At 70.7% G+C, this 21,500-nt stretch carries 18 protein-coding genes; 12 read left to right on the top strand and 6 right to left on the bottom strand.

Annotated elements, in window-relative coordinates:
• Nucleotides 1–1,407, bottom strand: a 1,407-nt coding sequence (locus ACGFY5_RS42570; RefSeq protein WP_392730390.1) for a carboxypeptidase regulatory-like domain-containing protein, incomplete at its 3' end; no start/stop codon positions are given.
• A gap of 194 nt (nt 1,408–1,601) precedes the next feature.
• Here ACGFY5_RS42570 and ACGFY5_RS42565 point away from each other — a divergent pair.
• A complete protein-coding gene (locus tag ACGFY5_RS42565) occupies nt 1,602–1,958 on the top strand; it encodes a sterol carrier family protein (RefSeq protein WP_392730387.1) in 357 nt (118 codons plus the stop codon).
• On the opposite strand, the gene ACGFY5_RS42560 is transcribed toward ACGFY5_RS42565, so the two are convergent.
• Nucleotides 1,933–2,373 carry a hypothetical protein gene (locus ACGFY5_RS42560; RefSeq protein ID WP_392730384.1) on the bottom strand — a complete coding sequence of 147 codons (441 nt, stop codon included), beginning with the start codon at nt 2,371–2,373 and terminating at the stop codon, nt 1,933–1,935. The genes ACGFY5_RS42565 and ACGFY5_RS42560 overlap by 26 nt on opposite strands.
• A 264-nt stretch (nt 2,374–2,637) precedes the next feature.
• Between ACGFY5_RS42560 and purF the strand changes: the two genes are divergently transcribed.
• Both purF and purM read left to right on the top strand, forming a co-directional pair.
• The gene (gene purF / locus ACGFY5_RS42555; protein ID WP_392730381.1) at nt 2,638–4,161 is read left to right on the top strand and encodes an amidophosphoribosyltransferase; all 1,524 of its coding nucleotides are present in this window, start codon (nt 2,638–2,640) and stop codon (nt 4,159–4,161) included.
• A gap of 81 nt (nt 4,162–4,242) precedes the next feature.
• Nucleotides 4,243–5,325: a phosphoribosylformylglycinamidine cyclo-ligase gene (gene purM / locus ACGFY5_RS42550; RefSeq protein ID WP_392730416.1), complete on the top strand. Its 1,083-nt coding sequence runs from the start codon at nt 4,243–4,245 to the stop codon at nt 5,323–5,325.
• Between the two features lie 39 nt (nt 5,326–5,364).
• On the opposite strand, the gene tgmB is transcribed toward purM, so the two are convergent.
• From tgmB to ACGFY5_RS42535, 3 genes are all read right to left on the bottom strand, one after another.
• Nucleotides 5,365–6,309, bottom strand: a complete 945-nt coding sequence (gene tgmB / locus ACGFY5_RS42545) for an ATP-grasp ribosomal peptide maturase (RefSeq protein ID WP_392730378.1) — start codon at nt 6,307–6,309, stop codon at nt 5,365–5,367.
• 2 nt (nt 6,310–6,311) lie between these two features.
• On the bottom strand, nt 6,312–6,701 hold the full coding sequence (gene tgmA, locus ACGFY5_RS42540; RefSeq protein WP_392730376.1) for a putative ATP-grasp-modified RiPP: 390 nt from the start codon (nt 6,699–6,701) through the stop codon (nt 6,312–6,314).
• 329 nt (nt 6,702–7,030) lie between these two features.
• Nucleotides 7,031–7,225 carry a DUF3073 domain-containing protein gene (locus ACGFY5_RS42535; protein WP_392730414.1) on the bottom strand — a complete coding sequence of 65 codons (195 nt, stop codon included), beginning with the start codon at nt 7,223–7,225 and terminating at the stop codon, nt 7,031–7,033.
• A gap of 601 nt (nt 7,226–7,826) precedes the next feature.
• On the opposite strand from ACGFY5_RS42535, the gene bldC reads away from it, so the two are divergent.
• The 8 genes from bldC (at nt 7,827) to ACGFY5_RS42495 (ending at nt 19,870) form a co-directional block, all read left to right on the top strand.
• Complete coding sequence (bldC, locus tag ACGFY5_RS42530; RefSeq protein WP_035858691.1) at nt 7,827–8,033, top strand: developmental transcriptional regulator BldC; 207 nt, start codon at nt 7,827–7,829, stop codon at nt 8,031–8,033.
• A gap of 165 nt (nt 8,034–8,198) precedes the next feature.
• Nucleotides 8,199–9,668, top strand: coding sequence for a tetratricopeptide repeat protein (locus ACGFY5_RS42525; protein ID WP_392730374.1), 1,470 nt, complete (start codon nt 8,199–8,201; stop codon nt 9,666–9,668).
• Nucleotides 9,665–11,191 carry an Hsp70 family protein gene (locus ACGFY5_RS42520; protein WP_392730371.1) on the top strand — a complete coding sequence of 509 codons (1,527 nt, stop codon included), beginning with the start codon at nt 9,665–9,667 and terminating at the stop codon, nt 11,189–11,191. Before ACGFY5_RS42525 ends, ACGFY5_RS42520 begins: the two co-directional genes overlap by 4 nt.
• Before the next feature lie 153 nt (nt 11,192–11,344).
• Nucleotides 11,345–11,614: a hypothetical protein gene (locus ACGFY5_RS42515; RefSeq protein ID WP_392730368.1), complete on the top strand. Its 270-nt coding sequence runs from the start codon at nt 11,345–11,347 to the stop codon at nt 11,612–11,614.
• A gap of 30 nt (nt 11,615–11,644) precedes the next feature.
• A complete protein-coding gene (locus ACGFY5_RS42510; protein WP_392730366.1) occupies nt 11,645–14,593 on the top strand; it encodes an FtsK/SpoIIIE domain-containing protein in 2,949 nt (982 codons plus the stop codon).
• A complete protein-coding gene (locus ACGFY5_RS42505) occupies nt 14,590–15,087 on the top strand; it encodes a hypothetical protein (protein ID WP_392730363.1) in 498 nt (165 codons plus the stop codon). Before ACGFY5_RS42510 ends, ACGFY5_RS42505 begins: the two co-directional genes overlap by 4 nt.
• A gap of 51 nt (nt 15,088–15,138) precedes the next feature.
• Nucleotides 15,139–18,576, top strand: coding sequence for a UvrD-helicase domain-containing protein (locus ACGFY5_RS42500; protein ID WP_392730361.1), 3,438 nt, complete (start codon nt 15,139–15,141; stop codon nt 18,574–18,576).
• Between the two features lie 55 nt (nt 18,577–18,631).
• Entirely contained in the window at nt 18,632–19,870 is a 1,239-nt protein-coding gene (locus ACGFY5_RS42495; RefSeq protein ID WP_392730358.1) for an exonuclease domain-containing protein, read from the top strand.
• On the opposite strand, the gene ACGFY5_RS42490 is transcribed toward ACGFY5_RS42495, so the two are convergent.
• Nucleotides 19,867–20,820 (bottom strand): FAD-dependent monooxygenase, encoded by a 954-nt coding sequence (locus tag ACGFY5_RS42490; protein WP_392730355.1) that lies wholly within the window; start codon nt 20,818–20,820, stop codon nt 19,867–19,869. The genes ACGFY5_RS42495 and ACGFY5_RS42490 overlap by 4 nt on opposite strands.
• 40 nt (nt 20,821–20,860) lie before the next feature.
• Here ACGFY5_RS42490 and ACGFY5_RS42485 point away from each other — a divergent pair, with 40 nt between their 5' ends.
• Nucleotides 20,861–21,451 (top strand): TetR/AcrR family transcriptional regulator, encoded by a 591-nt coding sequence (locus ACGFY5_RS42485; RefSeq protein WP_392730353.1) that lies wholly within the window; start codon nt 20,861–20,863, stop codon nt 21,449–21,451.
• Nucleotides 21,452–21,500 lie beyond the last annotated feature (49 nt).

Raw genomic sequence — 21,500 nt, 5'->3', positions numbered from 1 at the left:
GGACACCGAAGCCGCCCCCGAGACCGGCATCGCGCCCGGCGCGGATGCCGCGCCGGAGACCGGCATGGCGCCGGGCACGGACGCTGCGCCGGAGACCGGTGCTGCGCCCGAGACGGGCGCAGCGCCGGAGAAGGAGGCCGGGCCTGAGACGGGTACGCCTGAATACGGGACGCCGGAAGCGGGCGTGCCGGAGGTGGGGGTGGGGTCCACGGTGGGCCATTCGGCGGTGCGTTCGCCGCGGGTGGCGTCGGCACCGGACCAGTTGCCCGGCACCCCGGAAACCTGGATCGGCTCGGTGGAGTGGTTCGCCCAGGCGCCTGCGGGCGGCGGCGCGCCCCAGGCCGCAGTGGGCTCGTTCCCGGGCATCTGGTTGGCGACCGTCGTCTCCGACAGCGCGTTCGGCACCCGCATCGGCATCGTGGGCATGATCGACTCGGCCGCCACCAGGTCGGGCAGGTCCCGCCCGCCCCCGGGCCCACCCGGACCGTCGGGGTCCTTGTCGTTGCGCTTGTAGACCCACCACCCCAGCGCCCCGAGCCCACCGAGCGCCACCACGATGCCGAGCACGAGGATCACGGTGTCCCACGGGAACCCGTCGTCCTTCTTGATGGCCTGCGGCGGCGCACTGGGCGCGGGCGCCGCGCTGCTCGGCGCGACCGACGGCGTCGGGCTCGCGCTGGCCACCGACGGGTTGAGCGCGAGCTGCACGTTGCTGATCGTGCCGTTCTGCGGCTGCACGGTGGTGCGGCTGACCTGGTAGCCGGCCATCGTCGCTTCGATGGTGACCTGGCCTCCGGCCAGCGGCTGCGTGGGCGTGCAGTTGAACGCGCCGGCCGAGTCGGTGGTGGAGACGCACGTCGCGCCGTTGACGTCACGGGCGACAACGCTGGCCCCGACGATCGGCTGCGTGGACGAGCCGTCCGCGACCGTGCCGGTGATGTTCGTGACGGCCGGCGGCGCCCCGGTGAGGTTCAGCGTGAACTGGCTGCTGTCGTTGGCGCCGTTCGGGTCGTCGCCCCCGGCGTCGATGGTGATCGAACCGGGAGCGCTGATCGCCTCGGTCGGCTGCAGGGAACCGACCGGCGGGGCGCCGATCACGAGCGTGAACACCGTGGTCTGGCCGACTTCGAGCTCGTCGACCGGACAGGACAGCACGGTGGGCCCACCCGCCTGGTTGCACCCCGGGCTACTGCTCGCGAGAAAGACACCCCGGTCACCGAACGGAATGACGACGTTCGCGTTGAACGCGTCGGCGGTGGACGGACCGTCGTTGGTGACCGCGAACACGAGAGTCGCCGGCTGACCACCGGACTGGCTGGCCAGGTTGCCCTGCCGGACCTCGAGGCGGAGGTCGGCGGGGTCGCCGGCGAGGGCCGGTGCCGCGGGGAGGAACACCAGGCTCGCCATCGCTGTAGCAGCTAACAGCCTTGCGTACCGCACCACTGTCTCCCGCTGTTCGGGTTCTTCGACGGACCACTATGCCTTGCTGACGTATCCGATACCTAACGTCTCGCCGTTTTGCCCGACTCCGGCGCGTAACGTTCGACCGCTCGGACCTGGCTACCTCGGCCGTCCGGGCCGTGAGCCGATACCGTTCTGACGTGGCGAAGGTGGTCGAGGATCCGGACGCCGTGGCAGCAGCCGCCGCGTCGCTGGACGCGGGTGAGAAGGTGGCGCCGCTGGTGCTCCGCAACGCGGTGCGTCATCTGCTGGGGGTACTGGTGAAACGGGCCCCCGGCCGGACGGTGGAGGTCCGCGTACCACCGTACGGGGCCGTGCAGGTCATCGAAGGGCCCCGTCACACCCGGGGGACGCCGCCGAATGTCGTCGAGACCGACCCGGAGACGTGGGTCGCGCTCGGCACCGGCCGCAAGACGTGGGACGAAGTGGTCGCAGAAGGAAAGGTGTCGGCGAGCGGCTCCCGCGCGGACCTCAGCGCACTGCTGCCACTGGTGTAGCGGCCACGATCCGCGGCGCGGACCGCTTCGGCGGCGACGCCAGGTAGACAGCCACTGCACCGTCGCCCTCGACGGTCAGGCGGTGCGTGTCACCGGGCCGGGTCGCGACCATCTCACCCGCGGTGACCACGCGCTCGTCGAGCCCGTCGGCCGTGGCCCGGGTCTCCCGCAGCGCCCCGGTCACGACGGCCACCACGCCGAACCCGCTCTCGTGCGCGTGCAGGTCGCTGGCAGCGTCCGAGCCGAGCCGGACCAGCCAGGCGTCGTACAGGAAGTTGCCGCGCAACTCGACCGCATCACCGGGAGCGAGAACTGTGGGAGACGTAACAGCAAGTAGCGCTTCGGCCCGCTCCTGCAGTGCGGTCGGGGTCAGCGACGAGGGTGCGAGCAGGTAGGGCTCAGGGAAGTCGAGCATGACGAGTCCGTCTCAAGAAGAGTTGAGATGCCTCGCGGCGTCCTACAGCGGACTGCGCGCGGGCCGGGCGGTCGTCAGCGACAACACTCGTCGTACACGTGACCACGCGAGGACACACCGCAGCGACCGGCGGTCGCCGGCAGCGGAGCGGGGTACGAGTTCGCGGTCACGACAGAGAGTGAACCACATCGCGCAACCCCACCAACCCCACAGGTCGCCCAGCGGCGGCGGGCGTTTCGGTGAACAGGGCCTAGACTGGGCTCCGTGCTCCGTGGTGACGGCAAACTGACGCACGAACTCGATCCCTCAGATTCCGGCCCCCAGGACGCCTGCGGGGTCTTCGGTGTGTGGGCTCCCGGAGAGGACGTCGCGAAGCTGACGTACTACGGGCTCTACGCACTGCAACACCGTGGCCAGGAGGCCGCCGGTATCGCGGTGAGCGCCGGAACCGGCGTCGTCGTCTACAAGGAACTGGGGCTCGTCTCCCAGGTCTTCGACGAGTCGACGCTGGCCAGCCTCCAGGGCCACCTCGCGATCGGGCATGCCCGCTACTCGACGACCGGCGGATCGACCTGGGAGAACGCCCAGCCGACGCTGCGCTCGACGAGTGCCGGCACGTCGGTGGCGCTGGCCCACAACGGCAACCTCGTGAACACGGGTGAGCTGGCCAGGGCGGTCGCCGCGAGCGGTATCGGCGCGCAGGGCCCGGTGAGCACGAACGACACCTCGCTGGTGACGTCGCTGCTCGCGTCGGACCCCGACCGGTCGCTGATGCAGGCTGCGCTGGAGGTCCTGCCGACGCTGCGCGGCGCGTTCAGCTTCGTCTTCATGGACGAGCACACGCTCTACGCCGCTCGTGACCCGCAGGGCGTCCGGCCGCTGGTGCTGGGCCGGCTCGAGCGGGGCTGGGTCGTGGCCAGCGAGACCGCCGCGCTGGACATCTGCGGCGCCAGCATGGTCCGCGAGGTCGAGCCCGGTGAGCTGATCGCGATCGACGAGGACGGCCTGCGCTCCGAGCGGTTCGCGATGCCGGAGCCGAAGGGCTGCATCTTCGAGTACGTCTACCTGGCCCGGCCCGACACGACGATCTCCGGCCGCGGCGTACACGCCACCCGCGTCGAGATCGGTCGCCGGCTGGCCGCCCAGAGCCCGGTGGACGCCGACCTGGTGATCCCGGTGCCCGAGTCCGGCACCCCGGCCGCTGTCGGTTACGCCCAGGCCAGCGGTATCCCGTACGGGATCGGCCTGGTCAAGAACTCCTACGTCGGACGCACGTTCATCCAGCCGTCCCAGACGATCCGTCAGCTCGGTATCCGGCTGAAGCTCAACCCGCTGCGTGACGTCATCCGCGGCAAGCGTCTGGTCGTGGTCGACGACTCGATCGTGCGGGGCAACACCCAGCGTGCGCTGGTCCGGATGCTGCGCGAGGCCGGTGCGGTGGAGGTGCACGTGCGCATCTCGTCGCCGCCGGTGAAGTGGCCTTGTTTCTACGGTATCGACTTCGCGAGCAAGGCCGAGCTCATCGCCAACGGTCTCGACACCGAAGGTGTCCGGGCCTCGATCGGCGCCGACTCGCTCGGGTACGTGTCGCTGGACGAGCTCGTGGCCGCGACCGAGCAGCCCCGCAAGCGCCTGTGCATGGCATGTTTCGATGGGAAGTACCCGATCCCATTGCCTGCGGACGACGTGATCGGTAAGCACATGCTCGAGGGCATCGAGCGTGGCGTCGGCGCGCCGCTGCCCTTGGTGGCTTCGCCAGGCGGTGCCGGCGCTCTCAGCCGGCCCTAACTTCAGCACGGGGCCGAAAAACATGGAGGCAGAGTGAAGGACGTGGTGACGTCCGGGGCGCCGACGCAGAGTGGTGCCCGAGTGACGCGTACGTCACGCGATGCCACGGAGGGCGGCGGTTCCTCCTACCGAGCGGCTGGCGTCGACATCGAAGCCGGTGACCGCGCGGTCGAGCTGATGCGCTCGAAGGTCAAGAAGACGTTCCGGCCGGAGGTCGTCGGCAACATCGGCGGGTTCGCCGGGCTGTTCGCGTTCGATACCGCGAAGTACTCGAAGCCGGTGCTCGCCTCGTCCACGGACGGGGTGGGGACGAAGCTCGCGATCGCGCAGGCGATGGACATCCACGACACGGTGGGGGTCGACCTGGTCGCGATGGTCGTGGACGACCTGGTCGTCTGTGGCGCCGAGCCGCTGTTCCTGCAGGACTACATCGCGATCGGCAAGGTCGTGCCGGAGAAGGTCGCCGACATCGTCGGTGGCATCGCCGACGGGTGCCGATGGGCGGGCTGTGCGCTGCTCGGCGGCGAGACCGCGGAGCACCCCGGGCTGCTCTCGCCGGGTGAGTACGACATCGCGGGCACCGGGATCGGCGTCGTGGACGCGGACAAGATCCTCGGGGTCGAGCGGATCAAGGCCGGTGACCAGATCATCGCGCTGCCGTCGTCGGGTCTGCACTCCAACGGGTACTCGCTGGTGCGGCACGCGCTGCTGACCGACGGGAAGATGCGGCTGGACCAGGTCGTGCCGGAGCTGGGCAACCAGCGGACGCTCGGCGAGGACCTGCTGACGCCCACCACGATCTACGCGCAGGCCTGCCTCGCGGTGATCGAGGAGTGCGAGGTTCACGCGCTCGCGCACATCACCGGTGGTGGGCTACCGGGCAACGTGGTCCGCGTGATCGGCGAGGACGTCGACGCGATGATCGACCGGGCCACCTGGAAGCCGCAGCCGATCTTCGACCTGGTCAGCGCCATTGGGCGGGTCACTCGGCCGGAGATGGAGCGGACGTTCAACATGGGCGTCGGCATGGTCGTCGTGGTGCCGCCCTCGGACGTCGACCGCGCGATCGCGTCGTTCGACACCCGCGGCGTCAGCGCCTGGGTCGCCGGCGAGATCGTCACCGGCACCGGCATGGTTCGCCTGGTCGACGAGCATCCGGCCTGAGGCGTGAACGGTTTGGGGGGCTATAACCCCCCGAACCGTTCAGTCCCCGGTCAGCGCCCCGGCGATCGCCGCGCAGATCGGGAGGCCGGTTTCGTGTTCGATCCAGGCCCACTGGCCGTTCGGGTTGAGGTCGAGGAAGTACCACTCGCCGGCAGGGGTCACCGCGAAGTCCGCGGCGGCGAACCGCAGGCTGAGCATGCGCATCATGCGCAGCAGCCCCGTGCGCACGAACTCGGGCACTGTCGTGACCGTGTACTCGATCGCGTCGTAGTCGCTGCGCCAGTCGATCTGCCCGGCCGCTGAGCGGGCCGTCAGGGCAGCCGCGAAGAACTGCTCGTCGACGACGGTCAGCCGTACCTCGTACTCCTTCTCCAGATGCTCCTGGAACAGGTGTGCGGTGTGCCGGATCGACTCGTCGGCCAGCTCCCTGGCGTCCACCGGAGAGGTGTAGACGAACATCCGGCGCCCGTCGCGCTCCACCGGCGACGAGAACGGCTTGTAGACGACGGGGCCGACCTCCCGCGCGAAGCGCTGGGCGTCGTCCGGATCGTTGGTGATCAACGTGCGGGGGACCGAGAGGCCCGCCTTACCGGCCGTCGCCAGCTGGACGGGCTTGTATTCGGCGTAGCCGATCCGGCTGGGATGGTTGAGCCAGTTCGGCACCACGGCCAGCAGCCCGCCGAAGCCGACCCGCGCCTCCAGCTCGGCCCACTGCCGGTCGGCGGAGTTCATCGTCGGGAACGCGAACGCCGACGGACGCCGGTAGTAGGCCCCGCAGACGTCGGCGATGCCGAGCGACCGGAACGGCGAGCGCAGCTCCGTCCGCCAGCCGCCGCCGCCCAGTTCGGCGGTGACGGTGAGCAGGGCGGGGAAGTCCGCGGTGTCGGCGCGGAAGACCGCCACGCCGCGGTCGGCGAGTGCGGTCACGACCAGGTCGGCGGTGGGATCGAGCCGTTCGGTGAGGATCAGAACGGTTGGCCGCACGATCAGGAAGACTTGTCGTGGATCTCGTCCTCGCGCGGGATCTGGCCGGTGGTGCGCAGCGTCAGCCCCATCGAGTGGTTGGCCAGCGGCGCCCAGCCGGCACCGTCTCTGGCCAGTGCCACCTGGGAGTCGTCGTCGTAGGCGATCGTGTCCAGCGGCAGGTCGACGGCTCGCTCCGGCGGCGTGGCGAAACGCAATCCGAACGGGCGTACGCCGCCCAGCTCCGGACCCGTCGGATGCTCGTCGGGATCGTGCCCGGTTTTCACGCCGTCGCTGCCGAGCACCTCGCCCGACCGCAGCGCCATGCTCGCGAGATCGGCGGTGATCCGACCCAGCGGAAGCTGGTCGCTGATCGGGAAAACCGCTCCGTACGCCGCGTGCTGGCTGGTCACGACTGTCTCCTTCTCGGGTGCCGCGCGTGTGCGCGGACTCGCGTCAAGCGCGATGAAACGGCGCAAACCAGGCTTGCGCCGTTCATAGCTCCGCGGTTCAGCATCCCAGAAGCAGGCGGGTGGGCTCCCGAAGATCCCGCACTCAGTCACCGCGAGGTGACTCTCCCCACCCTGTCGGGCCCATGCTTGCGCATGAGTCCAGCACGCGTGAGCACTTGCTCCCGCGACCTTCGCTCTCGTTCGGCCCGGACCTGCCCCACAGAAAGCCGCGCCGAAAAGATCCGGCGCGGCGACGGAGCAGGCGACGTCGCGACTAGGAGTTCCCCGGCTCAGCGCCGGGGTGCCCAGTCGTCTTCGTCGTAACGATCGGAGTACTCGTCTTCGTACTCGTCGTCATCCGTGGAGGCGGAACTAGGGGAACTCGAAAGCTCCCGTTGTAGAGCGCTCAGGTCGGTGTTGGGAGAGCTGTACTTCAGCTCACGCGCGACCTTTGTCTGCTTAGCCTTAGCACGGCCGCGCCCCATTGGCTCGACCCCCTCGCACAGGTGTATCGGGGCGTCATGCGAGAGGCCCCGGATGATGGCATGTCTCGTAGTGACACCGTACCGTCCCCGCCCAACGTTCGGCACCTCGCGGGTCGGGCCGATCGTCTCCCGGATGACGCGACAGGACGATAGCCCCACTGCGACGGCCGTCGTCGACTCCGCACGCCGGTCGGCGCGGCGCGTTTTCGTGACGCGTATCACACAGCAGAATCGCAACGGTTGCACGCTTGACCGGAAAGAGGAACAAGCCTCGACCGATCGACAGGTGCTTCCGGCAAAGGGACCGTTACTCAATGAAGGGTGGACAGCCGGACCAGTCGGGACAGCGGTATCCGTATTGGCCGAACGGTTGAGAAGCCCTAAAACCACCGTCGAATGCGGGCCTACCTGCGGATACAGTGCCCCTACCGACCCTTCGGACTACCGTCAGTAAACGGCCGGTATGCGCACTGTTCCCCTATTAGGCCGGATCGGTACGCAGGATCATCCTTTCGGACCATGTCGGGCAAGGCGGACACCCGGGAGTATGGAGGGCAATGCGACGCCCTCCCCGTCGCATACCCCTCTGAAGGAGAAATCGATGGCTACGCGTACCCCCGAATCGGAGCCGCTGCTCACGCCGGCCGAGGTGGCGACCATGTTCCGGGTCGACCCGAAGACCGTCACCCGCTGGGCGAAGGCCGGCAAGCTGAGCGCGATCCGGACGCTCGGCGGCCACCGTCGCTACCGCGAGTCGGAGGTTCGGGCTCTCCTGGCCGGCATCCCGCAGCAGCGGACCGGCGACTGAAACTTCGGGTGCGCGACCTGCTGCCCCCACAGCCCTTCCGGTCGCAACAGACACCGAGAGCGCGGCTCACGACACCTCCGTCGTGGGTCGCGCTTCGTCGTCTGCGGATATGGACCGGCGAACGGGCGTTGACGGTATACGCGAGGCTATAGTCCGAGCACGAGCGTGACCGCCACCGCCGCTCGTCCCGGCGGTGGTCCGACGATGGCCGCGCCCGGGAGGCGCAAGAACAGCGGAGGTCGCGCAGTGGGCAGCCCCGGCCCCAACGGGCCGACCGGCCCTCTCGCCCCTGACGGTGACCACCACGCGCTCCTCGGTTTGGACCGCGACGCCGACGAGGCCACGATTCGCCAGCGCATCACCGCTGAACGCCGTAAGTGGCGGCGACGCACGACCGCGCCCGACATCGACGCCCGCCAGGAGGCGGAGCGCTGGATGCAGGCGCTGGACGCCGCCGAGCGCGTGCTGCTCTCCGGTCTGCCGTCCAAGACCGCGCACGGAGCCTCCAGCGCCCCGCACGCGGCCGAGGCCACCGAGCCGCCCGAGACACCCCCGCCCGGCGACCGGCCGGGTCCGCCGCCGGTCGCACCGGCCGCGCGCGAATGGCTCGTCCGGGCCGTCGAGCAGCTCAAGAGCGGCCAGTCCGATCTGGCCATCTTCACCGCCCGGCGTGCCGTCGACGAGGACCCGCAGAACGCGTACGCCTGGTCGGTGCTCGCGGACGCTGCGGCTCGCTCCGACGACAACGAGGGGGCCCAGGCCGCGATCGAGCGGGCGCTGGCGCTCGAGCCCGAGTCGGCCCACCTGCACGCGGAGCGTGGCTGGATCCTCGACCGTGGTGGCCGGCCCGACCGCGCCGTCGCCGCCTACCGCACCGCCGCCGAACTCGACCCGACCCGGATCGACTACCGGGTCCGGATCGTCACCGCGCTCCTGCGTGCCGGCCGCGTCGACGAGGCCGTCCGGGAGGCCGAGGAGGCCTACCGGGCACGCCCCGACGACGGTGACGTCCGCACCGCGCTGGGTACCTCGCTCGCCGAGCGCGCGGTCGCCGCACAGCACGAGCTCGACGACGGGCGCCTGGTCATCGCCAGCGAGGCCCAGGCGAACTACGTCCTCGCGCTGGCCAACCGGGGAATCTCGGTGCGCCCCGCAGACCCGGCCGTGCTCGAGGACCTGGAGCAGCAGAAGGAGTACGCCCGCCGCGCACAGCGTCGCCGGTTCTCGCGCAACGCGTTCCGGCGCAACTGGCGGTGGCCGATCGGGCTGGGCCTGCTGCTCGTCGCGGGCTGCTGCTGTGCCCCCAACATCTACCGCGCGAGCCAGGGCGGGGATCTGGTCCAGCGGTCGTTCGCTGTCGGTGTCCTGATCGTCCTGCTGACGTTTGTCGGTGCGCTGCTGTACACCTGCTATGAGCCGGTCTACAAGCGCAACGCCGCGCTGATCGCCGAAACGGTGCCGCGTCGCGTGGGTCGCGGCCCCGGCGATCGTGGCAGCGGTGGCAAAGCGGACGGTCGGGCCGGTGGCGGTTCCTTCGCGCTGGAGCCGGGCAATCCGTCCTCCGGGACCGACGAGGACGCCGAGCCCGGACGTCGGCGTGGGCCGCGACGCAAGAGGAACGGGGGTTCTGCATGACCGCTATCGGCATCGACTTGGGCACCACGTTCTCCGCGGCGGCGAGCGTCGCGAAGAACGGCGAGCCGTACATCCTGCACAACCGGGAGGGGCACTCCACGACGCCGTCCGTCGTCTGCTTCCGCGACAACAAGCCGGTCGTGGGCATGGCGGCGCGTCGATCGGTCACCGCGGCGCCCACGGACTGCGTCGAGTTCGTCAAGCGCTACATGGGCGATCCCACCTGGCGCTTCCCGACGTCCACCGGCGAGGAGTTCAGCGCCGAGCAGATCAGCGCGATGATCCTCAAGCGAGTCGCCGAGGACGCGTCCGCGGCGCTCGGCGAGCCGGCGTCGGAAGCCGTGATCACCGTTCCCGCCTACTTCGACGACGCCCGCCGCAAGGCCACGGCCGACGCCGGGGAGATCGCGGGGCTGGACGTCCTGCGGGTGCTCAACGAGCCCACCGCGGCGGCGCTGGCGTTCGGCTACAACGCCGACCGCGAGGAGACGCTGCTCGTCTACGACCTCGGCGGCGGAACGTTCGACTGCACGGTCATGCGGATGGGCCACGGCCGGTTCGACGTGTTGGCCACCGCCGGTGACCGCAATCTCGGCGGGTTCGACTTCGACAACGCGCTGATGATCCACGTCTCCGAGCTGATCCAGAAGGCCACCGGACTGTGGCTGCTCTCGCCGGGCCTCGACGACGGCGAGACCGAGGCGATCCTGCGTGAACACTGCGAACAGGCCAAGCGGCAGCTCTCCACGCTGCCGGAGGCCCGGATCAGCATGGAGGTCGACGGCGGCGACCACATGGTGACTGTCACCAGGCCCACGTTCGAGGCCCTCACGCGGCCGCTGCTGCGCCGCACGGAGGAGATCGTCCAGGAGGTCATGGAGGAGGCCGGGGTCGGCTTCGGCCGGCTCGGCAGCGTCCTCATGGTGGGCGGGTCGACGCGGATGCCGATGGTCACCGCGATGGTCGAGAAGGTCACCGGCGTGCGGGCCGACCGGTCGGTGCACCCCGACGAGGCCGTCGCGCTCGGCGCCGCAGTGCTGGCCGACGTGCTGTCCAACGCCCGGCGGCACCCGGAAAGCCGTCCCCGCCGGACCGTGACCGTCAACGACGTCACGTCGCAGGGCGTCGGTGTGGTGGCCCGGGCCCGCGACAGCGGCGAGCAGGTGAACTCGATCGTCATCCCACGCAACACACCGATCCCTTGTCAGGGCCGACGCCGGTTCCGCACGCTCGCGGAAAATCAGCGCGAAGTGTTACTCGTGGTTACCGAGGGCGACGACACGGATCTTCGCTTCGCGACCGTCGTCGGTTCGGCGCGGCTGGGGATCCCGCAGGCGCTCGGCGCGGTCGAGTTCGACATCGTCATCTCGTACGACGAAGACGGCATCATCCACGTTTCCCTGACCCAACCGGACGACGACGACAGGCAGATCGCCGAGTTCGAAATCGACCGGCAGGCCAATCTGGACGCTGCGGACATCCATCGGATGCGGGCGGCGCTCCGGAGCCTGGAGGTCGGCTGAGGACCCGCGACGACCGGTCGTTACTCTCGGTCGTCGTCGTGACGCGTCCCACCGTGCGGAACGCGGAGCACGCAGGGTTGGCGCCCCGAAGGAGCGGCTACCCTACTTCACGGGGGGTTCGCCCCAGGACACTGAAAGTGAGGATCGAGTTCGGTGTCGAGCCAGTCGAGTCTCGTCCAGTTGCGACAGCGGCTCTCCGCGTTGTCCGATCGGTCCACGCGGACGGCCCAGCAACTGTTGGCGATGAAGCAGAGCTTCTCGGACGTCATTCCCGCGGTTCAGGGAGCGATCGGTGGCTCGGCGAGGCGTACCGACCAGAACATGGTGGCTGCCCTCCAAGCCGCGGAGAAGAGGTTGGAGGAGGCTTCGGCCGCCCTCCAGCACGCGGCCAACGAGGGAAAAAAGTTCGCGAACACCCTGTAGGGCCGAGGCGACCAGGAGACGACGCGTCGGATGATGCCTCCTCGCACGAACCAATCCGGTGGCGGCCCGGGTACGCGCCGGGCCGGTGGACGTTGGTCCAAGACACGCCGGGAAGCCAGCGAGAACACCCGCGTCCGGCCGCCCGGCGCATCTCCGCTCGGTGAACCCGATAACGGCGCCGAGGTACTGCCCGACGAAGAACGGCAGATCCGGACGACGTTCCTGCGCCTGCGCGGGACGGTGGACGCGGTCCTCGCCGCTGCCGACGCCGGGCGCAGCGCCGCCACGGGCGCCTACGACATCGCCGAACGCGATGCGGCCCGCCGCACCCACCGGGCCATCCAGAGCGCCGGTGCCGACGCCGAGGCCGCCTACGAGCACGCCCGCGACACGCTGCTCAACCGCGCCGGGCGGGTCGCGCCGTTCGCCGCCGCGGCCGAGTGGAACGACCCCGGCTGGCGCTCGGACGACTGGCTGGGCAGCAAGCCCGCCCGCTACATCCGGATCGGCTCCCTGTCGGTGCCGGGCGCGTCGCCCAGCAGCGGCAACGCCAACCCCGAGCACCTGCCCGCGCTGATCCCGCTGCTCGACGTCGCCTCGATCGGGTTGCTCGCCGAGGGCGACGACAAGGAGTGGCCGCTCCAGACGATCAACACGCTGCTGTTGCGTGCGCTGGCGTCCGCGCCGCCCGGTCGCCTCGAGATCGTCACGTACGACCCGCGCATCCGGGGCGTCACGAGCCCGTTCGCCGCGCTGCGCAAGGCCGGCAACGACCTGCTCGCCGACCCGCTCGCGACGCCCACCGAGCTGATCACCCGGCTGACGCTGCTGCGCTCGGCGGTCATGCGGGTGGCGGAGCTGGCCGGCGCGCACGGCGTCCCGGACCTGGCCGCGTTGACCGAGGCCACCGGCGTGCAGCCCGAGCCCTACCGGCTGCTGGTGATCTGCGACTACCCGTACGGCATCGACAGCCGCGCCCAGACCGAGCTCATCCGGCTCGCCGAGGGCGGCCCGCGCCGGGGTGTGTCGCTGATCGTCCACCACGACAAGGCCGCGGAGGCCGACGACGGCGTCAACCCGCAGGACCTGCTGCGGCACCTGAACATGGCCCGCGGCCAGAACTCGGCGATCACGGTGAGCGCGCTGCCTGCGGTCACGGTGCGGCCGGACGCGCCGCCGCCGCGCGAGCTGATCGAGAACGTGTCGGCCCGGGTCGCGGAGGGCGCCCGCCGCGGCGCCGCGCCCGTCGTCGATTTCGAAGCGTTGTTGCCTGAACGGGACAAGATCTGGACGGAGGACGCGATCCGCGGGATGACCGCGAAGATCGGGCGCGCCGGCCTGGACACCGTCGAACTCGAGCTGCGCGGCTCCGACCCGTCGCTGCCGAACGTCCTGATCGGGGGCGCATCCGGGCAGGGCAAGTCGAACCTGCTGCTGGTGCTGCTCCACTCGATCGCGGCGTCGTACTCGCCCGACGAGGTCGCGATGTACCTGCTGGACTTCAAGGACGGGCTGGAGTTCGACCGGCTCGGCCCGCGTCCCGGGCGTCCGTGGCACCTCCCGCACGCGCGGGTGCTGGGGCTCGAGGGCGACCGTGCGTTCGGGCTGGCCACCCTGCGGTTCCTGGATGGCGAGTTCCGTCGACGCGCCGAGCAGTTCCGGTTGGCCGGCGCGAACGACCTGGCGACCTACCGCACGTTGCGTCCGAACGAGACCGTGCCGCGGCTGCTGCTGGTCATCGACGAGTTCCAGGTGCTGGTCGCGGAGGACGACGACATCGCCCGCGCGTCGATCGTCATCCTGGAGACGCTCGCCCGGCGCGGCCGGGCCGTCGGTGTCCACCTGGTGCTGGCGTCGCAGACGCTGAGTGGCATCGAGACGCTGGTGACCAAGGAGCGGTCGATCTTCGGCCAGTTCCCGTGGCGGCTGTCGCTCAAGACCGAGGCGAGTGAGTCCGAGGCGGTGCTGGGCCGGCAGAACACCGAGGCCGCCCAGCTGCGCTTCCGCGGCGAGATCGTGTTCAACCGCGAGTACGGCGACCCGACGCACAACCGCCGGGGTGTCGTCGCGTACGCCGACGAGCACGTGCTCGACGACCTGCGCCGCGACCTCTTCGAGAAGGCCGGACGCCCGGCGCCGCCGCGGGTGTTCTACGCCGCGCGCCCGTCCGACCCGAAACTGCTCACCCAGGCGCTGCAGCGGGTGCTCAGTGACGCCCCGCCCGGCGACGACACGAAGTTCGCGCTGCTCGGGCTGCCGGTCGACGTCGATCCCGCGCCGGTCGCGTTCGGCCTGACCGCCGACCCGGGGCGCACGCTCGCGGTCGTCGGCGACGGCCGGGACGACGCGTTCGGCACGCTCGGTGCGGTGGTGTGGTCGCTGGCCGCCCAGCACGTGCGCGGTGGCGCCGAGTTCGTGCTGCTCGACGCGTTGGGCGGTGACGCGGGGTCGCCGGAGACCGCGTTGCTCGCCGAAGCCGCCGGGGCGTACGACCACGGGGTGACGGTGCACACCGGCGCCTCGGTGGGTGCGGGCCTGTCGGAGCTGGCCGACATCGTCGACGAGCGCATCGCCATCGGCGGCAAGCACTCCGCCGGGCTGCTGGCCGAGCGCCGGCCGATCTACGTGCTCGGCATCGGGCTGCACCGCGCGGCGCGGCTGGAGCACTTCGACGAGGAGGGCCGCGCGCCCACCGACGCGCTGCGGACGCTCGTGCGGGAGGGTCCGCTGGTCGACGTCCACCTGATCGGCTGGTGGAACAGCCTGCGCGTGTTCAGCGAGCACGTGGGGTACGAGTTCGCGCCGCTGGTCGGCGGTTACGTGTTCCTGCGGGCACCGGAGTCCGACGTGCAGGGCGTCTTGGGGCCGTACCTGCGGTACCAGCCGCAGCTGCACCGCGGGTTGTTCTGCGACCTCTCGCACGGTGGCCGGCCGGTGCCGGTGGTTCCGTTCGGGCTTCCCGCGGGAGGGGGACGATGACGCGGCCGTCGCCGGATCCGGAGTGGATCGACTACCTGGAGTCCGTGAAGGGGCTGGCCGGGTTGCCGAACCTGGTCGACGAGCGCCGTCGCAGCGCGAAGGGCGACGAGGAAGCGGCGATCGCGCGGGCGAAGGCCGCTCAGGAGTTGGCGCTCGCGCGGTGCGAGGAGTGGCAGGTCTACGCGAAGCGGACGCTCGCGAACTCGGAGGCGCGGCTGGTCGCGGCGCACATCCTGGTGCCGGATCCGTCCGCGGCGCCGACGGTCTCCTACGACGCGCCCGAGCCGCTGCTGGAGGGGTTGGCCGAGCTCGACAAGAAGTTGTCGACCGAGGTGTCCGGGTTGCACGAGGCCCGCCGCGCCGGGCGGGCGCGGGCGATGGAGCGCGCTGCGGAGGCGGCTCGCAAAGCTGCCATGCGCCGCGAATTGATGCGCATCGGCGCCCTGATCGCGCTGATCATCGCGGGAGCATTGCTGCTGCGGGTGATCTTCTAGCGCGGCGTGGCGGGACGACGAGGCCACTGTGGCCCGTGGGAAGATCGTTCGATGCCGCGCCCCCCGAAGTTTCACGCGGATCTGCACATCCACTCGAAGTACAGCCGCGCCTGTAGCCGTGACTGCGACCTCGAACACCTCACCTGGTTCGCCAAGCGCAAGGGCCTGACGCTGGTCGGGACCGGCGACTTCACCCACCCGGCGTGGAACGCGCACCTGCATGAGACGCTGGTCGAGGCCGAGCCGGGCCTGTACCGCCTGAACGACGACCTCGCGAAGTCGGTCGACCGCACGCTGCCGGGGATCGTGGCGGCGAGCACTGTGCGGTTCATGCTCAGCGTCGAGATCTCGACGATCTACAAGCGCGACGACAAGACGCGCAAGGTGCATCACCTGGTTTATCTGCCCGATCTGGAAGCGGTGGGGCGCTTCAACGCGAAGCTCGCGCGGATCGGGAACATCGCGTCCGACGGGCGGCCGATTCTCGGGCTCGACTCGCGCGATCTGCTCGAGATCACGCTCGAGGCCAGCCCGGACGGATACCTGGTGCCCGCGCACATCTGGACGCCGTGGTTCGCCGCGTTGGGCTCGAAGTCGGGGTTCGACGCGATCGCCGACTGTTACGCCGACCTCGCCGATCACATTTTCGCGGTCGAGACCGGGCTGAGTTCCGATCCCGCGATGAACTGGCGGGTGTCGTCATTGGACCGGTACACGCTGGTCAGCAACTCCGACGCGCACTCGCCGCCGGCGCTGGCGAGGGAGGCGCACAGTTACGACTGCGAGTTGGACTACTTCGCCGTTCGCGACGCGTTGCGTACCGGTGACGGGTACGCCGGGTCGATCGAGTTCTTTCCCGAAGAGGGCAAGTACCACGCCGACGGGCACCGGGCCTGTGACCTGAGTTGGCAGCCCGCGGAGACGATCGCGCACGCCGGGAAGTGCGAGGTCTGTGGCAAACCGGTGACGGTTGGTGTGTTGTCGCGCATCGAGGCGCTGGCCGACCGCGCTGACGGTGACCGGCCGTCCGGGGCGGCCGACTTCCGTAACCTCGTTCCGCTGCCCGAAATCGTCGGGGAGATCCACTCGGTGGGGCCGCGTAGCAAGACCGTGACCCGTGAGGTGGATGGTCTCGTCGCCGCGCTCGGGCCCGAGCTCGACATTCTCACCGAGGTGCCGGTCGACCAGGTCACCGCTGTCGGTGGCGAGCTCCTCGGCGAGGCGATCGCCCGCCTGCGCCGCGGCGAGGTCATCCGCCAGCCCGGCTACGACGGTGAGTACGGCGTGATCCGGCTCTTCGAGCCGTCCGAACTCAAGGCGTCTACCGGTACGTCCGCGCTCTTCGACCTGCCGTCCCAAGAGGACTACGCCACCCGGCGAACCACCGCAGGCCGGTCATCCGCCCCCGCTGGCGCCGAAACCCCCAGAACGGCCGGCACCGCCGCAGCCGCGAACAGCGGCGCGGCCGCCGCGCTGGCCGGCGCCACCGCGGGGGCGCCCTCGGGGTCGGCCGCCGCTCGCGGTCGTACCACCGCACGGGGTAGGCGCGGCGGTTCTGCGGTGGGGCGGACCGCGGATCCCGCGGCGCTGCTCGAAACGGCGGCCATCCCGACACCGCGAGGCGTTTCGCCCGATGGCGGCCCGGCCGCCGCCCGGGGCGGGACCACCGCACGGGGGGAGCAGGATGTGGCGGGGCCCGCCACGCACGAGCGTGCCTCGTACGGCGGGGCAGCGGAGGACCGCGCTGACGAGTCAGCGGCGGCGAGCCATGCAGGCGTCGACATCTTGCCTTTTGAAGTGCCGGACTGGGGTGTGCTCGAGGGGCTCGACCCCGAGCAGCGCGCGGCTGCGGGGGCGGATGACGGCCCGCTGATCGTGGTCGCGGGGCCGGGCACGGGGAAGACGCGGACGCTGACGCATCGGGTGGCTTATCTGGTCGCGGAACGGGGTGTGGCGGCGGAGTCGTGCCTCGCCATCACGTTCACGCGGCGGGCGGCGGGGGAGCTGGGGTCGCGGCTGGAGGAACTGCTGCCGGCGGGGTCCGGGACACCGTTCGTGGCGACGTTCCACGCGCTGGCGCTGCACATCTGCCGCGAGCGGTTCGCCGAGCTGGGCTTCGACGCGCCGCCGTCGGTGGCGGACGAGGCGGACCGGTCCGCGGTGCTGCTCGAACTGGACCTGGCGCCGGGGTCTGTCGTGCCGGACTCCCTGCTGGAGGGTTACCGCAAACGGCTGCACGCCCGAGGGCTACTCGAGCTGGACGAACTCGTACCGCTGGCGGTGCCGTTCGCTGCGTCGTACCGGTCGCGGTGGTCCCACGTGCTGGTGGACGAGTACCAGGACGTGGACGTTGATCAGTACTCGCTGCTCCGGGAGTTGGTGCCGTCCGGCGGGAACCTGTTCGCGATCGGCGACCCGGACCAGTCGATCTACTCGTTCCGCGGTGCGGAGGTCGGGTTCTTCCTGCGGTTCGCATCGGACTACCCGACCGCGACGACAGTGACGCTGACCCGCAACTACCGGTCCGCGCCGCCGATCGTGGCGACAGCGGTGCAGGTGGTGCGCCCGGGAACGCTGGTGCCGGGGCGGGGACTGTCGGCGGAACGGCGGGACCTGGGTGCGGCGCGAATCGCGGTGCACGAGGTGTCCACCGAGGCTTCCGAGGCCGGTTGGGTCGCGGCGACGATCGACTCGCTGGTGGGCGGGGCGTCGTTCCACTCGCTGGATTCGGGGCGGGTGGACGGGGCCGAGGTCGAAGAGCACTACGACTTCGGGGACGTGGCGGTGCTGTACCGATCTGCCGGGCAGGCGCGGGCGTTGCAGTCGGCGTTCACGTCGGCGGGGCTGCCGTTCCAGAAGCGCGGTATCGACCGGCTCGCGGATCGACCGGCGGTGCCGGAGGTTTTGCGTGAGATGGCGCTGGTGCCCGGTGCCGTTGTCGACCGGCTGGTGGCGGCCGGGGCGGCGCTGGCTTCGCGGGCCACGGCACCGGATCTGTTCGCAGCGGAGGAGTTGACGCTGCGGTCGTCCGACGTGTGGGCGGCGGTGGAGTTGTTGCGACCGGTCGCTGCTGGGTTCGGTGGCGATTTGGACGGCTTCCTCGCGTACGTCGCCACCGGCGCCGAGGTGGACGCGTTGGACCCGCGGGCGGACGCGGTGTCGCTGTTGACGCTGCACGCGGCGAAGGGGCTGGAGTTTCCGGTGGTGTTCATCGTGGGGTGCGCGGACGGTGTGGTGCCCCTGCGGTTTCCGGGGGAGGACGATCCGGAGGAGCGGCTCGCCGAGGAGCGGCGGCTGTTCTTCGTCGGGGTGACGCGGGCGCAGCGCCGACTGTTCCTGTCGGCGCCCCGAACGGTGACGCGACGGGGGTCCACGTCCGCAGCAGCGTTGACGCCGTTCCTGGAGCCGGTCGACGAGGGCCTCCTGGATCGCACCGGCACCTCCGACGAACCCCGCCGCCCCGCCGCCCGCCAGATGCGCCTGATCTAACGTTTCGGCTGCAGTGCTGGCGGGGGTCGGGGGTGGGTGGCCTAAGCTCGACGCGATGAGCGTGACGACTGAAGCCGGGGCCCCGACGTGGGTCGTCATCGACGCCGAGACCACCGGGTTGAGCCCGAAAGAACACCGTGTCGTCGAGCTGGCCGTCGTGGTGCTCGACGAACGTGGCAACCCGATGGGTGAAGCGGCAACGCTGGTCAACCCCGGCGTGGACGTGGGACCGGCCGACGGGCACGGCATCCGCAACGAGGACGTGCTCGACGCTCCCCGCTTCGAGGAGCTCGCCGGCTGGCTGGTCGAGTGGTTGCGGGGCAAGGTGCTCGTCGGGCACAACCTGCTGTTCACGTCGGCCTTCCTCGACGAGGAGTTCCGGCGCGCCGGATTCGAGATGCCGCACGTCCCGGCGATCTGCACGATGACCAACGCGCCGCGCTACCTGCCGTCCCTGCCCGGGCGCACGCTCGAGCAGTGCTGTGCGGCGGCGGGCATCCCGCTCGACGGGCCACGCGCCGCGCTGACCAATGCGCGCGCCGCCGGGGGCCTGTTCGGCACGTTCCTCGCTCAGCGTCCGACCCTGCCCTCGCCGTGGGTGCAGTACATCGAGCGGGCGCGCCGGATGTCCTGGCCGCGCATCCCCATGCAGGACTTCCAGATGGCGCCGCGCGCCGAGGAGGACTGGGAAGCGCCCGATCCGGAGATGACGGCGATCGTCAGCCCCGAGATGGCGAAGATGGCGGCGGCGTACGCGGGCATGGCGGCCGACGTCGACGTGAAGGCCCCCAACCCCGAGGTCGACAGCGAGTTCGTCGCCGAGGTCGTCGAGGAGGCGCCGCGGTCGCCGGAGGAGTCCGGGCCGGTCAGCGCCTACCTGGGCGCGCTCGACAACGCGGTGAGCGACCGGGTGCTCTCGTTCACCGAGGCGATCCACCTCAAGGACCTCGCGGGTGCGCTCGCGATCTTCGAGGCCGAGCAGAACGATGCACACCGCCAGTACGTCCGCACGCTCGCCGCGACTGCGTGGGCCGACAAGCAGGTCACCGACGAGGAGCGCGACGACCTGGTGGCCGTCGGCAAGCTGCTCGACCTGACGGAGACCGAGGTCGACGTGCTCATCGAGGACACGAAGCCCGACGCGGTCGGCGGCTCGGCGCCGGCGGCCGGCACGTCGTCGTCCTCGTCCGAGTCGACGGAGTACGAGGCCGGTTGGTACCCCGATCCGTACGGTCAGCCGGGCCTGCGCTGGTTCGACGGGGAGAACTGGACGCACCACACCCACGCGTCCTAGAGCGCCTGCAACCGGGACAGGGCCCGGGAACCACGGGCCAGGCGCTGGGTGGTTCTCCGGCGTAGCCGGTCGTAGTTCTCCAGACCGTGGGTCGCCAGGCAGTCGGCGTCGACGAGGGCCTGGCACGCGCCCTGGCCCAACGACGGCGCCATCGCGTGGGCAGCGTCGCCGACCAGAACGACGTTGCCGTGGACGTAGGAGCGCGGTTTCGGCGCGAGATCGTGGACGTCGTGCCGGAGGAGGTCGTCGGCTTTATCCAGCAGTGCGGGGATCGGATCCGGGTAACCGGCGAACTTCTCGCGCAGGTCGGCGATGGTGAGCCGCGTGTGCGCGGGTGCCCGCAGCGCCGTGTACCAGTTCGTCCGACCGCGTTCGACCGGCGTGACCCCGACCAGCGCGCCCCGGCCCCATACCTCGCCGGTCGGCCCGAATTCGCCGTCGACCACACCGCGGATCGCGGTGATGCCCAGGTAGCGGGTGCGGACCTCGGGGAAGTATGCGGCGCGAACGGCGCTGCGGTACCCGTCGGCGCCGACGACCAGGTCGTACTCCCGGCGGAGGGCCTCCGGGTCGTCGACGGTGACGCCGGTGCGGACGATGTCCGCCGGGACGGCGTCGGCCAGGGTTCGGATCAGTGTCGTGCGCGGCACCATCAGCACCGGCGCACCACCGCGCTTCTCGATGCGCCGCAGGGGTAGTGCGGCGATCATGCGGCCGGACTTCGTTCGGACGAGGCCGCTCGTGTAGGGGATGCCTACGGCGCGGATCCGGTCGCCGACGCCCAGCCGGTCGAGCGCGCGCTGGGCGTCCGGCCAGAGGCCGATCGCGGTGCCCAGGTCGACGATCCGCGGCCAGCGTTCCAGCACCGTGACGTCCCAGCCCTCCCGGCGGAGGGCGATCGTGGTGGCGAGTCCGCCGATTCCGGCGCCTACTACAGCTGCAGTGCCCATGGATCGAAGGCTACTACGCTTGTAGTGTTACGGTCTGCGGATGGCTGGTCGTCGTTCGCAAGTTCTGGACGCTGCGGTGCGGGTGCTGGGGGAGCAGGGGGCCCGGGCGCTGACGCACCGGGCGGTGGACTCCGAGGGGGATCTGCCGGCCGGAACGACGTCGAACTACTTCCGGACGCGGGACGCCCTGCTCGCCGGGATCCTCGGCTGCCTGTTCGAGCGGGAGACCGCGGCGTTCTCGTCGCTGGCCGGTGAGCCTCGCCCGGTGTCCGTCGAGGAGTTGGCCGGTCGGTTCGGGGTGATGCTGCGACAGCTCGCCGGCCCGGCCCGGTCCCTGACGTTGGCGCGGCACGCGATCTTTCTGGAGGCAGCGCACTCCGACGCACTGCGGGCCGCCTTGCTCGAGTGGAGCCAGAAGATGTGGGCGTTCTCGGCAGACTGGCTGGGCGCCGTCGGGTCGCCGGAGCCGGTGCTGCACGCCCGGCAGCTGCTCGCGTTCGGGGACGGGCTGCTGATCGATCGGCTGGCGCGGGGTGGTGACGACGAGTTCGCTCCCGAGGCGGCCTTGGTCGCGCTGCTCCGCTCCTGGGTGGGCGTCGAAAAATCTGTGGAAGAAGCTGTGGATAACTAACCGCCTGTGCTCCGATGAATGCAGCGTGTTCGTTCGGGGAGGCTGGTTC

This window comes from Cryptosporangium sp. NPDC048952 (genome assembly GCF_043197895.1).
In the GTDB taxonomy this organism is placed as follows: Bacteria; Actinomycetota; Actinomycetes; order Mycobacteriales; family Cryptosporangiaceae; genus Cryptosporangium.
The sequence above is the reverse complement of the archived record's forward strand: the minus strand, read 5'-3'. Positions and strand labels throughout refer to the sequence as shown.

Coding starts and splice junctions, on each gene's coding strand:
- ACGFY5_RS42505 (WP_392730363.1), top strand. CDS start 14,590: ATGACGCGGCCGTCGCCGGATCCGGAGTGGATCGACTACCTGGAGTCC.
- ACGFY5_RS42510 (WP_392730366.1), top strand. CDS start 11,645: ATGATGCCTCCTCGCACGAACCAATCCGGTGGCGGCCCGGGTACGCGC.
- ACGFY5_RS42520 (WP_392730371.1), top strand. CDS start 9,665: ATGACCGCTATCGGCATCGACTTGGGCACCACGTTCTCCGCGGCGGCG.
- ACGFY5_RS42495 (WP_392730358.1), top strand. CDS start 18,632: ATGAGCGTGACGACTGAAGCCGGGGCCCCGACGTGGGTCGTCATCGAC.
- bldC (WP_035858691.1), top strand. CDS start 7,827: ATGGCTACGCGTACCCCCGAATCGGAGCCGCTGCTCACGCCGGCCGAG.
- ACGFY5_RS42500 (WP_392730361.1), top strand. CDS start 15,139: ATGCCGCGCCCCCCGAAGTTTCACGCGGATCTGCACATCCACTCGAAG.
- ACGFY5_RS42560 (WP_392730384.1), bottom strand. CDS start 2,373: ATGCTCGACTTCCCTGAGCCCTACCTGCTCGCACCCTCGTCGCTGACC.
- ACGFY5_RS42485 (WP_392730353.1), top strand. CDS start 20,861: ATGGCTGGTCGTCGTTCGCAAGTTCTGGACGCTGCGGTGCGGGTGCTG.
- ACGFY5_RS42535 (WP_392730414.1), bottom strand. CDS start 7,225: ATGGGGCGCGGCCGTGCTAAGGCTAAGCAGACAAAGGTCGCGCGTGAG.
- ACGFY5_RS42490 (WP_392730355.1), bottom strand. CDS start 20,820: ATGGGCACTGCAGCTGTAGTAGGCGCCGGAATCGGCGGACTCGCCACC.